We start from the raw sequence: 13,095 nt of genomic DNA on the forward strand, positions 1-13,095 counted from the left end.
TACTTAGCCGAAACAGCCCATACATTTAACTAAAAACAATCCCCATACCTACCCCTTGGGTCAAAAAGGCAGATGCATAGGACCTTCCGAAAGACTAGTAAAAAAAAAATAGCCATTAAACAGGTATACGTGCCTCACAATTACAAAAAAATATTGATAACTTACAGACGGATTTTTACGGTTACCTGTATTTTTCCGGTCAAGAAATTATTGGTTCGTTTACCCCGCTCACACCGGGACTGTAATGATTTTTAAAAAACGTTTTTGCTGGACTTTTGTAGCCACGTTTTTAGGTTTGCTACTGCCGATTATCACGGCAGAGGCACAGGTTGAAAACAGGCTTCCCTTTCGACAGCGGGTTGGGAACCCCGCTCCGGAAAACAACCTTTTTCGTATCAAGGGCGACTTTGCGATTATCGGAAACGCCAATTTGACGCTTGCCGATTATGATGACAACAGAGAAAATTCCCTTAAGGAGATGGTCTTTGTAGACATAGATCAAGATCCCACGACGGCAAATTCCTCCTCGGCCACCTTGGTTTTTTCGGAGGAAAACGGCGCTGTCCCTTCCTGTTCAGACATTCTTTACGCTGGGCTTTATTGGTCGGGTAGAGCCAAACAAGGGCTTGGAATAAGCTTTGACGTACTGCAAGGCTACGTGCCTGGGCAACCGCAGGAAATCGACAAGACTATCCAACAGCTATACACTGATGACAGCCTTCATTATTCCAACTATTTCTCCTATTCGTTTCCTTTGGACGAAGAGGAGGACTATTCGCTTTTCCCAATGTTTTTGCTGGTTTCAACAGCAGGCTTGGATGACATTGCATTTGAATTCAGAAATCACGGAACCGACAGGGTTCGCTTTGGTATTGGAGGAACAGATAACATGCAGCCTGTTACCGGTCTAAAAATCAGTGAAACGGATTCAACCATCACCGCTATCTTTGACCCGGTCACTTTTTCCGAAAATGGCATGCATTACCAGGTGGATAAGATCACCCGTACATCCGGCACCGATTATCATACAATCAGGAATGAGCTTAACTCGATGGAGGTCACCCTTTCAGGAACCTATATCCCCCAGTTACCCCAGATCAAACAATTTGACAAGCGTAAAGTAAAAATAAAGGGACCTTCCGCCTCGGAGTATACCGAAATCACCGCAACTGGAAACCAGATTCTATTCCCCGTAGGAGAACTTTCGGACATGTACGTCGGATACACGGATATCACCCAGTATGTAAAAACGCAGGGCCCGGGTGAGTATACCGTTGCAGACTTGGCATTGACCGGTGGTATGGGAGATGCCACCGGCAATTTCGGACACTGGGGATTGATCGTGGTGTACCAAAACCCCGAAATGCACTGGAGGGACGTGACCATATTTGACGGGTATTCATTGGTGCAGGCACTTAACTTTGCAGAACAGAGTGGTGAATTCAGTATAGCGGGCTTCGAGACCGTCAATCAGGGGCCGGTAAACCTAAAGCTCGGAGTGATGGCCGGAGAAGGAGACCGGACGATTGAAGGGGATTTTTTAGAGATCATCAACCAACAAGGCGAGTGGACGCGCTTAAGCCATCCTCTCAACACTGTCAATAATTTTTTCAATTCTTCCATCTACACCCCCGTTGCCGATCGCGACGGTTTCTTGGTACAAAATCCCAGGAACCCAGAATTATTGAACAATACGGGCATAGACATCGTCCAATGGGAAATCCCCAATCCTGACAACTCGATCATAGGAAATGGTCAGAAATCAACACGGTTTCGCTTCGGAACCAAGCAGGATATCTACAACATCTACGCTATGGCATTCTCGGTACGCAGTTACGTTCCGGAAATTCAGGCATTGAATCAGCTGACCGCTATAAACGGTACACTTCCCGGTGAAGACCCATCGGTAAAGCCCGGAGAAGAGATGGGCTTTACTTTGGGAATCAGAAACCGCGGAAACGAAGAAACGTCTGAAACCCATGTCGTCATTCCCCTCCCCTACAACACCGCATTCGTAGATGCCCAAACGATTCCTTCCGACTACGGAACCATCCTTTTTAACCCGGATTTAGGCGTAGCAGGTTCCTTGATTTGGGAAATCGGACCGGTGCCGTTGGTTGCCAATTCCGACTTGCCGATAGCCTCTCTGCAGTATACGCTCAAGGTTACCGAGGATTGTAATATCTTGGCAACTAGCCAATGTGAATCGACCATTGCCGTCCGAGGAGGGATCTATGGTACCGGAAAAACCACCCAGAGTACCTTTGCCAATATCCCCTTTATCCAAGGAATCGAGAAAGACGACTGTGTGGGCAGGGAGATCGTAGATCCCCTGGAGCTCACACTTACGGGCGTATCGGAATTTGTAGAGGCTCAATGTGGAGATATAGAACTGGTTCCGGGTTTGGGAACCATTGACCTCCCGGATTTCTGTCGAGGAGATTCCCCTGTAGACCTGAGTACGTTGATTAAACCCACACGGACGGGATTCTCTATCTTTTATTTTTCGGATGAACAAAATAACAGTCCTTTTTACGAATACAAAGTGAATACCAGTTTGATCGGCGTAGATACTGTCTGGATAGCAGAAGGCCCATCGATTACCTGCACCGGCCAACGGATACCCGTGAGAATAAATGTACTGCCCAGATCGCCATCGCCCAACGTCTTTGATCAACGGGTATGCAGCGAGGAATCCGTTTTAAACTACGGAATACAACACAATGGGATCTATCACTTGATTTACTATCCCGACAACGATCCCGATAGCGATCCAATCTCCGGTATTCCATCGGTGGACATGTCAGTGCCTGGAATATATACCGTTTGGGTAAGTCAATCCAAGGAAGATGAGTGCGAGAGCCTTCGTCGAGAGGTGCACATAGACGTGCAGGATTGCAGCCTAAACGGTGACATCAACGTCAGCATTCATACGGACATTCAGACTTATAGCACTGTAGGAGAGGTAATTACCTACACCATTGAGTTAAAAAACACAGGGAAAGTAGCACTTTTCGACGTGCAGTTAACAGAAAGCCGGAATAATTCATCTTGGGAAATCCCGCTTTTGGAGGTCGGGGAACAGTTGACTTTCACGGTCACCTATACGATTACCTCGGAGGACTTAACTAATGGCAACGTATACAACTACACCCACACGGTAGGACATGCGAATGAATTTAGCCAAGTGATCGATGAGGAGCATACTACTATTTACCGATTGCCTAAAGGGTTTCTGGATTTCCAGATCACTCCCTTCGACGAAAACTGTCCAAATCTAGGCAGTCCCACTGGGAAGATCGAACTGAAATTCCTTTCTACCCGCCAAAGCGGGAGTTACCGACTGGTAAGTGAGGAAGACGGGAGTGAATACAGCGGAGGATTTGAGCAAGAAAACTTGCTGAGCATTAACGTTCCTGTGGGGACCTACCGGATGACACTCATCCCCCCAGGGGGCTATGAGCATCTTATAGACGAGTCCTATGAAGTCAAAAAAAAGGAAACGGTTGAGTTTACCGTTCCTGACCTTATCGATGCGTGTTTATCTTACACATTCCTGCCGGACTACTCCCTGCAACTAACCTATATTCTCCATGGGCCCGACGGTGCCGTCATTCGCCCAGGACAAGGAAACAGTTATGAACTGGCTCAAAGTGGCACCTATACCCTTTGGGGATCGGATCCTAGCGGCAGCAAGTGCCAAACGTCGAAAACCTTTCAGGCTACCATCACTCAGCCTTCCGACCTCAACTTCAACGTCACGCCATTCTGCGGAGACCAGGCATTTAGCACCATCGAATTGGATTCACAAGGATTGTTGGTAAACTGGTACCTATTAGAAGAGGGCAAGGAAGTTCTATTGCCTTGGGCGCAGGGCTATGAATTACTATTTGTAGAAACCGAGGGAGACTATATCGCTACCCTTACGGATCCGGAAGGATGCAGAGTTGCGGAAGGGCACGTATCTGTCAAAAAAACCAATGTACTTGCCCCCGTTTTAGAACCGCTATACAGCATCTGTTCAGCCAAAAAAGTGGGGGTAACCCTACAGGCAGGCAATGATTTTGCCCAAGCAGCCTGGTATAGAGAAGGCATTTTGGTGAGCAATGCCCCACTTTTCTCCGTCGAAGCGGAAGGTGCGTATACTTTGCTAGCTACAGATCAGGCTGGCTGCGAATATAGTGTTGAATTTGAAGTGGAAGATAAGTGCAAATCCACCCTACGCTATCCCAATGCGGTATCACCCGGTAACCCCGAACAAACGTTTGTGATTTATCCCGACAATTTGGTCGAATGGCTGGAGGTGACTATCCAAAACCGATGGGGTGAACTGATCTACTTTTGCAAAGATAGTGCTCCGGTCTCAGGTAAGCCATCTTCCTGCATTTGGGACGGAACCATCCATGGAAAGCGGGCCATCACCGGTTCTTACTCTGTTCAGCTGCGCTATGGTGTCAAAGGACATGGCGAAGTAGTCACCGAACGAGGCGGCGTATTTGTGGTGGAATAATCGGTTTGGAGCTTGGGATGCTTCAGTACTGCCAATAATCCTTCACCGCTTGCTGAATTGCCTACGTTTTCCCTTAAAGCTTCATAACCTTAAGGTGATGTACCTGGCTGTCAGCTACGACCTCGATCATACATAGGCCCTTAGGCGCCAATCGAATTTCCTCCGCTACCATCAGAGATAGCGTTTCCAAGCTTTCAGCCTTGAGCAGCTTACTGCCACCCCAAGATTTGAAAGTGGCCGTAACGGTGTGTGTTCCTACATTAGCATGCTCAAAACGAATTTGAAATTTATCCCCATTGGTAGGATTAGGGTAGGCTATCAGTCTACCAGCATGCTGCAGACTGGAATTTTCCACCTGCACACCAAACACCTCTGAAAAAGCCGACTTTCCATCAAAGTCTACTTGCCTTATTCGGTAATAAATCATTCCACTCATCAACGGCAGGTCTGTGTCCAAAAACTGATACTCACTTGAAACATCGGACCAACCGACCGCTGCAACCTCCTTCACTTCATGAAAGCCTTGAATGCCGGAAACTGATCGCTCAATAACAAAGTGGCTGTTGTTCTTTTCCGCCGCCGTGACCCATCCCACATGTACCTGCCTTTTAGTTTGCTGAAAAGTAGCCTGAGTGGATTTCCAAAGTACCGGTAAGGGTATGCAACCGGTGCCATAAAAACTGTCGCCCTGCCGACTAACATGATAGGTGCCTAACTGTGTGGAATTTGGATAGTCACAAATAAACACCGAAGAGCTACTAGTGGTGGTGACCCTACCCCCATTGGATGCAACTAGGCGTCCACCTACATTCAACTCCGCTGCGTTTCCAGTTTGAATTTCGCCATTAGGAAGTGACACGTCCTTGACGATGATTCCACTCGCCTGATCAGACAAGATCAGCTTGCCGCCACCACTCATCTCCAGTCCTTCGTCAAACCGGAAATTAGCGGCATTTCTTGACCTAAATGTAGCTCCATTGGGTATGCTTACCTGCTGTGCAAACATGGCCGAAGCGGATTCTCGCAAGTCAATCGTGCCACTTTGCCCGACGTCTGTCTTGCCGGCTACCTCCAACTTGGCGCTACTACCGAGGTTCAGCGTACCATTGGATACCGTAAGGTCCCCCTCCACTGAAATCGAAGCCAAAGGATCGGATGCATTGACCGTTCCTCCGGAGGTAAATGATAGATCTTTGGTCAGGAATTTTCCAGAAAGATTTAGGGTGCTGCGACTGCGTAGGGTGGTTGTTTTGTGAACAATCAACTCTCCGCCTTCCTCCACTGTAATCACAGGGCTATTATTACCAATCACCAATGCATTGACCACCATGCGGGAACCAGCAGGAATGGTGATTAATACAGGTCTATCCAGTGTAAATGTACCCTCTACGTGAAATTCCGCTCCCGGTGAAAGCTGAAAAGTCGGTACAGATCCCCCTCCATTTATCGTCAAATCTCCTTTAAAAGTCAGCTTGCCCGCAGAAGCTATGGACACACTCGCAAACACTCCCGATCCAAATCCCGATGCATTTCCCGTGTAGGCTACCTGGTGGTTAATAAATACAGAAACACCGCAGCCCCAGTTCTTTGAGATGGGAGGAAATCCTGTGGAAGGGTTTTGATTCTGACCACAGTTACCTGCTGTAGTCCATGTGGCTACATCCTGCCAAGTAGCATCCCTTTGTGAGGTAAACTCTTGAGCGGAAATCCTTTCAGTGGTAATCAAAAATACCACAACAAAAAGGAAACCCAACAGCGTGGAAAAACCTGCTTTTTGATCGGATATGGCTGCTTGACGTAACATAGGCTTGCGTAGATTTCTAAATGACTGACACAAACCTACGCGCCAACATTCACCGTTTTAAAAAAAATCGGTAAACCGGTGCCTCTGATCGTCAAACACGGGCCAAATTGAGGATGAATTTTTTATAAAAATATTTTTTATGTATTTGAAATGCGTTTTTTTATGCGCAATTCACTCTAAAAACCCTTCACCCGGTTTTAGAAACCATCCACAAAAAAATCCTGCCTTATCGCTAAAGCAGGATCGATTCAAAAGTATTTTATTAAGCAGATTATCCATTCATGCTGATCAAAAATTCCGCATTATCACGGGTACCGCGCATACGTTGCAACAGAAACTCCATCGCCTCCTGCGAGGTCATGTCGGACATCAACTTTCGCAATATCCAAACCCGCTGCATTTCTTCCTTGTCCATCAACAGATCTTCGCGGCGAGTACCTGATCCAGGTACATCGATCGCCGGATAAATCCTTCTGTTGGAAAGCTTTCTGTCCAAAGAAAGTTCCATATTGCCGGTGCCTTTGAATTCCTCAAAGATTACCTCGTCCATTTTGGAGCCTGTCTCCACCAATGCCGTGGCAATAATGGTCAGCGATCCTCCATTTTCCACGTTTCGGGCTGCACCGAAAAAGCGCTTGGGCTTATGGAGTGCATTGGCATCCACACCTCCGGAGAGAATTTTACCGGAAGACGGTACTACCGTATTGTGCGCACGTGCCAGCCGGGTAATGGAATCCAAGAGAATTACCACGTCATGGCCGCACTCCACCATTCGCTTGGCCTTTTCCAAGACCAAAGAAGCCACTTTCACGTGTCGCTCTGCTTGCTCGTCAAAGGTAGAGGAAATCACCTCTGCCTTCACCGATCTGGCCATGTCGGTTACTTCTTCGGGACGTTCGTCGATCAGTAGGATCATAAGGTGAACTTCCGGATGGTTTTCCGCTATGGCATTGGCGATTTTCTGTAGCAGCACCGTTTTACCGGTTTTCGGCTGTGCCACAATCATACCTCGCTGTCCTTTCCCAATAGGCGCGAATAAATCGACAATACGTGTGGAATAATTATCCGGTGTGGTGGTTAATCTAAGACGCTCCTCCGGAAAAAGAGGAGTCAGGTATTCAAAGGGAATCCGATCCCTGATTTCGTCCGTTGTTTTGCCGTTTACAGAGATGACTTTAAGCAGGGCAAAATATTTTTCTCCCTCTTTGGGAGGTCGGATTTGTCCCTTTATGTTGTCACCGGTTTTGAGTCCAAAAAGTTTGATTTGGGAGGGCGATACGTAGATATCGTCCGGTGAAGCCAAGTAATTATAGTCCAATGAACGCAAAAAGCCATATCCGTCGGACATGATCTCCAACACCCCAACATTTTCGATGATCCCGTCAAATTCCTTGATGGTCATCGCTATTTTCTTCTTGGACATGTAAGGGGTCGAGGAATCAGAAGCCGGAATCTGCGGCTGCTCCTCGAAATCCTTCATGTTCTTTCTTTTGGGCAGCTCTACCTCTGATGCTACTGGTTGCTCTGACGTATGGCGTTCCTCCTCAATATCCACTACGGCGCGGCGTCTGGGCCGGAAACTTCTTCCTTTTTGATCCTCAGACTGGGGCGAAGGCTGCTCTTTTTTGGCTTCGGAAGGAGCAGGGGTGGTCTCCGTTTTCAATACCGTTTCCTTTGCTGGCGTAGGTTCCTTTCGTTCCTCTGCTTTTGCTGTCAATCGATCTTCCCGACTTCGAGGTCTGGCTTCCCTGCTTTCGCGGGGGGTTGGCTTTTTAGCGGACTCTTCCTTATCACTAGGTGCAGGATTGCCCTCGCCCGTCTCTTTGGGGATTTCGGTTACATTTTGTCTCTTAAACTTCGGCTTTTCCTCTTTGGCTGCGGGAGCCTTTTCAGCGCTTTCATCTTCCTTGGATACAGCAGCAGGTACAGGCTCTTCTACTTCTACTTTGGAAGGCTTCTTCTTCGGAAGAGCATTTTCAGGTAAAATAGCCTGCTGATCAAGAATCGCGTAAACAAGCTCGTCCTTCTTTAGAGACTTAAAATTTTTCACGCCAAGTTCTTCGGCTATTTCCTTGAGTTCGGACAATAGCCTAATTCGTAATTCTTCTATGTTATACATAAAAAACGTATGAGGGTAATTTCAACTGATTAATTGAGAGATGTGTATCTTGATTGCTGTAAAAAGGTACTCAGATTATACTAAAATCTCCAGGATTGGGATTTTGGACACAATGACGCTACAATATTACAGTAACATATCTTAAAACGCAAGCATTAACAAAAATGTTGCGGATCATGCGGATGACCAAAGGTAATCAAAAAAACACCAATTTTGGGAAAGAATCTTCATTATTAGAAAAAAAAGGGCACAAGGTGCTTTCCTAGGTACCTTGTAGGGGAAATGCTTATCTTTGTCGCATAATCAAAAAAAGGTTTCCCATCACACGTAATCTATGCTTCAAGTAACGTTTATCAGAGATAATTTTGACCTAGCCGTAAGGGGACTTCGCAAGAGAAACCTTGACGATGCCGAAACATTGCTCAAACAAGCCATTCAATTGGATGACGAGCGAAAAAGTATTCAACTGCAACGCGATCAGCTTCAAGCAGAATCCAACAGCATCTCCAAAACCATCGGCGAACTCATGAAAAGCGGCCAAAAGGCCGAAGCTGAAAAGGTGAAGTCACGCACAAGCGAAATCAAACTTCAAGTTAAGCAATTGGAGGTTAGCTACATCGAAAAGGAAACCGCGCTCAACCAACTCCTCTATACGCTGCCCAATATCCCACACGAATCCGTTCCTTCGGGCAAATCAGCAGATGACAACGAAACTGTCTTCACACACGGCATCCTACCAAATTTAGGTGTAGATGAAAAATTGGCCCATTGGGACTTAATCAAAAAATACGACATCATCGACTTTGAGCTTGGAGTGAAAATTTCCGGTGCCGGATTTCCTGTGTACAAGGGAAAGGGTGCCCGACTTCAGCGGGCTTTGATTAATTTTTTCCTAGACGAGGCCCTTCAGGCTGGATATACGGAAATTCAACCGCCCGTTTTGGTCAACGAAGACAGTGGATATGGTACGGGTCAGCTTCCCGACAAGGAAGGGCAAATGTATTTTGCCCCGGTAGATAACCTATACCTAATACCCACTGCGGAAGTGCCCATCACGAACATCTATCGAAACGAAATATTACAGGAAGAACAGCTACCTATCAAAAACGTAGGATACACCCCTTGCTTCAGACGGGAAGCTGGCAGTTGGGGGGCACATGTAAGAGGGCTCAACAGACTACATCAATTCGACAAGGTAGAGATCGTCCACATTTGCCACCCGGATAAGTCCTATGAGGCGTTGGAAGAGATGAGTACTTACGTACAAGGATTGCTGCAAAAGCTTGAGCTGCCCTACCGGGTGCTGAGGCTATGCGGTGGGGATATGGGCTTCACCTCCGCACTTACCTACGACATGGAAGTATTTTCTGCTGCACAGGAGAGGTGGCTGGAAGTTAGTTCTGTTAGTAACTTCGAAACATTTCAGGCAAACCGCCTAAAATTACGCTTCCGGGATGAAAGCAAAAAAACCAATTTGGCGCATACGCTAAACGGAAGTGCGCTTGCCTTACCGCGGATCGTAGCAGCAATATTGGAAAACAACCAACACGCCGAGGGCATCAAAATGCCGGAAGTATTGGTCCCTTATTTGGGATTCGATTGGATTCGGTAACCATAGCCACTATACTCTATTGGAGAGGTCTTGATTCTGCGCTCTAGTGGAATCAAGACCCTTTCCTTTCTGATCCTAAAAGCGAGGACTGGACTTACCGCTCGATTACCAGAGCGAATCAATGCCCAATCGCTCCTGCCACCCTTTTACTTCGGTCAATAAATTATCCAAGACCTGCATTTGGGCTCTTTCCAACGGGGCATCCGTACTGCGGCACTTCACCGGGGTTTCAAAACCTCGCTTGGATAAAAAGTAACGAGCTCCAAGCTGATACTGTTTGCCGATTTTTTGTTCTGCCACCCGAAGCCTTTCCTGCAGCCATTCCACCTCATGGCGATGGCGGGGATTCGATGCATGATCGCACATCCAAGTGATGATGTCGGGATAAAAATTACCAGCAATAGGGGAAAGACCTGCCCCTCCATATTGTAACGAAGCGGCCGCACTGCCGATATGGGCATTATAAATCTCTAAGTCAGTACCCTTGCTTTTATCCAACTTAGCCCTGATCTGCGCAATATCTTCGGTAGTATCCTTGTGATAAATAAAACGCTCGGATGCTACCATAAAATCCATTATGGCGGGCGTTACGATGCGCTTGTAGGGAGACGGACATTCGTAGGTTCCCATACGAATCCCATCGGTATCCTGCAAGAATTCGTCAAGGCGTTGGATCAAGCGTCCATCCGATTCGGACTTCTCCGCAAAATGACTGGTTATCAAGATCACGGCGTCGACACCGGTATCCCGCATCTTTTTGGCAAAATCAGCTTGCGACCTAACATTCTCTCCAAAAGAGCCGGTAGCCACTACCGGAATCTTGCCTCCGACATGCTTAACCACGTGGTTTGTCAGTTGAATACGTTCCTCACTGGACAGATGATACATCTCGCTGCTCAGGCAGTTGGCAAAAAATCCCGTCGCCCCAGCTTGAAGGTAGTAGTCCATGAGACGGCTCATTCCACTGTAATCGATGGCACCATTTTCTTTGTACACAGTCAGCATCACAGGAATAAACTTTTGACGTTCCTTAGGGACCGATGGAGATTCAACTAGGCGGGAGGCCATCGGCTGGGCCACGCCCTGTAGACCAACCGTTGTCATTCCCAAGCCCAAACCAAGCTTGCTCAAAAAGTTTCTTCTCGACACATAAATTGATGAATTCATTGTTATGGGAGTTAATGGGTTATTTCTTGATAGCTTCATCGGGTGATAAGGTTATGGTAGGGAATCAATAGTCTATACCTACTGAATGCATACTGCCAACCTAGCAAAACAGACCAGTGGAGAACGAACTTTTTACTCTTCACCTCTTTTTCTAGCGAAAATACCTTACTTCCCCGATAGCTTGTATCTTTGCAGCATGATGCGGCAGGAAATCATCACCTTGGTAAAGAAAGAGGCAACGCTGGAATGGCGGCAGAAATACGCCCTGAACGGCATATTGCTCTATGTGATCAGCGCGGTTTACATCACCTACCTAAGCGTGGGAGTCAAAGGTGGCACTCTTCAGGTTCCTACATGGAATGCCCTTTATTGGATCATCATTCTGTTCTCTGCCGTGAATGCGGTAGCCAAGAGCTTTATCCAGGAAAGTCAGGGCAGGCAGCTTTATTACTATATGATCGCCTCTCCGGAAGCAATCATCCTTTCCAAAACCATTTATAACACAGGGCTCACGCTGTTGCTTTCTTTGCTGGGGTATGCGGTTTTTTCCGTGATTATGGGAAACCCGGTTCAAGATCAACCCATGTTTCTACTGAACCTCCTGCTGGGCGCCGTCGGCTTTTCTTCTAGCCTCACGATGGTTTCCTCCATTGCAGGCAAGGCTGGAAACAACGGCACACTGATGGCTATTTTGAGCTTCCCCGTCCTCATTCCCATCCTACTACTCACCATTCAAATCTCTCAAAACGCCATCGATGGGCTAGACAGAAGCGTCAGTTACGATAAAATGATCACCCTATTGGCCATCAATGGGTTAGTCGGTTCATCCTCTTACATACTCTTCCCCTATCTCTGGAAAAGCTAACCGCACATACCGATCAAATAAGCAACTAACACGCCCGTTCAAGTCCCAATTACGTTGATCAAATAAACCCTATTATAATAAAGAATTAGGGATTTAAACCTTACTTTTGTCGTAAGACTATGTGAAATCGAACATACGGAAAGGGTCGCACGTAAAATTGATTATGATGCGGCAACCTGTATCCCGAAAGGGAGGCTGTAGACCCGTGACGAATAAATTATAAACACATGAAATCAACTTGGTGGAAGGTATTGGCCATTATCTTACTGGCGTATACCATCATTGCAGGCGTCCTAGCTGACGTGCCACGCCTCCCCATTCTTAATGAAACGATCCGCGCATTGTATTTCCATGTAACCATGTGGTTCAGCATGATCCTATTGCTTACAGTGGGAATCGTGTATAGCATTCGGTTTTTGAAAAACAACCGCTTGGAAGATGATGATATGGCCGTGGAGTTTACCAATGGCGCTATTTTGTTTGGCGTGATTGGAATCGTCACAGGCAGCCTATGGGCCAGGTTCACCTGGGGGGCCTACTGGACCAATGACCCGAAACTGAACGCTGCAGCGGTGGGACTCCTTATGTATTTTGCCTATCTCATTCTTCGGAATTCCCTTACGGACATGCATCAGCGGGCCAAAATCAGCGCCGTATACAGCATATTCGCCTATGCGGCGTTTATCCCACTGATATTCGTCTTACCCCGCCTTACAGACAGTCTTCACCCCGGAAACGGCGGAAATCCCGGATTCAATGCCTACGACATGGACAGTCAGCTTAGAATGGTCTTCTACCCGGCGATTGTCGGATGGACACTCTTGGGGGCTTGGGTCAGCACGGTGCGCGTAAGGCTACGGAGAATGGAGCGTAAAATGGAGGAAAACTTAATTAATCAATAGACACATGAAATCGAGCACGAGGCAAGCAGCACACGGAGGGACGCCCCGATAGTTATCGGAGAATTCGTGCGACCTGCCTGCCGGTAGGCAGGGATTCCATCTGACCGCTTAAAGAC

7 protein-coding genes are annotated in these 13,095 nt (G+C 47.2%); 4 read left to right on the top strand and 3 right to left on the bottom strand.

Annotated elements, in window-relative coordinates; all coding sequences use genetic code 11:
- The first annotated feature begins 244 nt into the window (after positions 1–244).
- Positions 245–4,510, top strand: a complete 4,266-nt coding sequence (locus tag IAQ59_RS16920) for a DUF7507 domain-containing protein (RefSeq protein WP_209332025.1) — start codon at positions 245–247, stop codon at positions 4,508–4,510.
- Between the two features lie 73 nt (positions 4,511–4,583).
- Here the strand turns inward: IAQ59_RS16920 and IAQ59_RS16925 are convergent, their stop codons facing one another.
- Positions 4,584–6,314: a hypothetical protein gene (locus tag IAQ59_RS16925; protein WP_209332026.1), complete on the bottom strand. Its 1,731-nt coding sequence runs from the start codon at positions 6,312–6,314 to the stop codon at positions 4,584–4,586.
- A gap of 271 nt (positions 6,315–6,585) precedes the next feature.
- Entirely contained in the window at positions 6,586–8,433 is a 1,848-nt protein-coding gene (gene rho, locus IAQ59_RS16930) for a transcription termination factor Rho (protein ID WP_209332027.1), read from the bottom strand.
- A gap of 334 nt (positions 8,434–8,767) precedes the next feature.
- Here rho and serS point away from each other — a divergent pair, with 334 nt between their 5' ends.
- Entirely contained in the window at positions 8,768–10,045 is a 1,278-nt protein-coding gene (gene serS, locus IAQ59_RS16935) for a serine--tRNA ligase (protein ID WP_209332028.1), read from the top strand.
- Positions 10,046–10,150: 105 nt separating this feature from the next.
- Here the strand turns inward: serS and IAQ59_RS16940 are convergent, their stop codons facing one another.
- Positions 10,151–11,212, bottom strand: a complete 1,062-nt coding sequence (locus IAQ59_RS16940) for a dihydrodipicolinate synthase family protein (protein WP_209332029.1) — start codon at positions 11,210–11,212, stop codon at positions 10,151–10,153.
- Positions 11,213–11,411: 199 nt separating this feature from the next.
- Between IAQ59_RS16940 and IAQ59_RS16945 the strand changes: the two genes are divergently transcribed.
- Positions 11,412–12,077, top strand: coding sequence for a heme exporter protein CcmB (locus tag IAQ59_RS16945; protein WP_209332104.1), 666 nt, complete (start codon positions 11,412–11,414; stop codon positions 12,075–12,077).
- Positions 12,078–12,304: 227 nt separating this feature from the next.
- Positions 12,305–12,979, top strand: coding sequence for a cytochrome c biogenesis protein CcsA (gene ccsA, locus IAQ59_RS16950; RefSeq protein ID WP_209332030.1), 675 nt, complete (start codon positions 12,305–12,307; stop codon positions 12,977–12,979).
- Positions 12,980–13,095 lie beyond the last annotated feature (116 nt).

The sequence above is a fragment of the Lunatimonas salinarum genome (assembly GCF_017811155.1).
GTDB lineage: Bacteria > Bacteroidota > Bacteroidia > Cytophagales > Cyclobacteriaceae > Lunatimonas > Lunatimonas salinarum.

Coding starts and splice junctions, on each gene's coding strand:
- IAQ59_RS16920 (WP_209332025.1), top strand. CDS start 245: ATGATTTTTAAAAAACGTTTTTGCTGGACTTTTGTAGCCACGTTTTTA.
- IAQ59_RS16925 (WP_209332026.1), bottom strand. CDS start 6,314: ATGTTACGTCAAGCAGCCATATCCGATCAAAAAGCAGGTTTTTCCACG.
- rho (WP_209332027.1), bottom strand. CDS start 8,433: ATGTATAACATAGAAGAATTACGAATTAGGCTATTGTCCGAACTCAAG.
- serS (WP_209332028.1), top strand. CDS start 8,768: ATGCTTCAAGTAACGTTTATCAGAGATAATTTTGACCTAGCCGTAAGG.
- IAQ59_RS16940 (WP_209332029.1), bottom strand. CDS start 11,212: ATGAATTCATCAATTTATGTGTCGAGAAGAAACTTTTTGAGCAAGCTT.
- IAQ59_RS16945 (WP_209332104.1), top strand. CDS start 11,412: ATGCGGCAGGAAATCATCACCTTGGTAAAGAAAGAGGCAACGCTGGAA.
- ccsA (WP_209332030.1), top strand. CDS start 12,305: ATGAAATCAACTTGGTGGAAGGTATTGGCCATTATCTTACTGGCGTAT.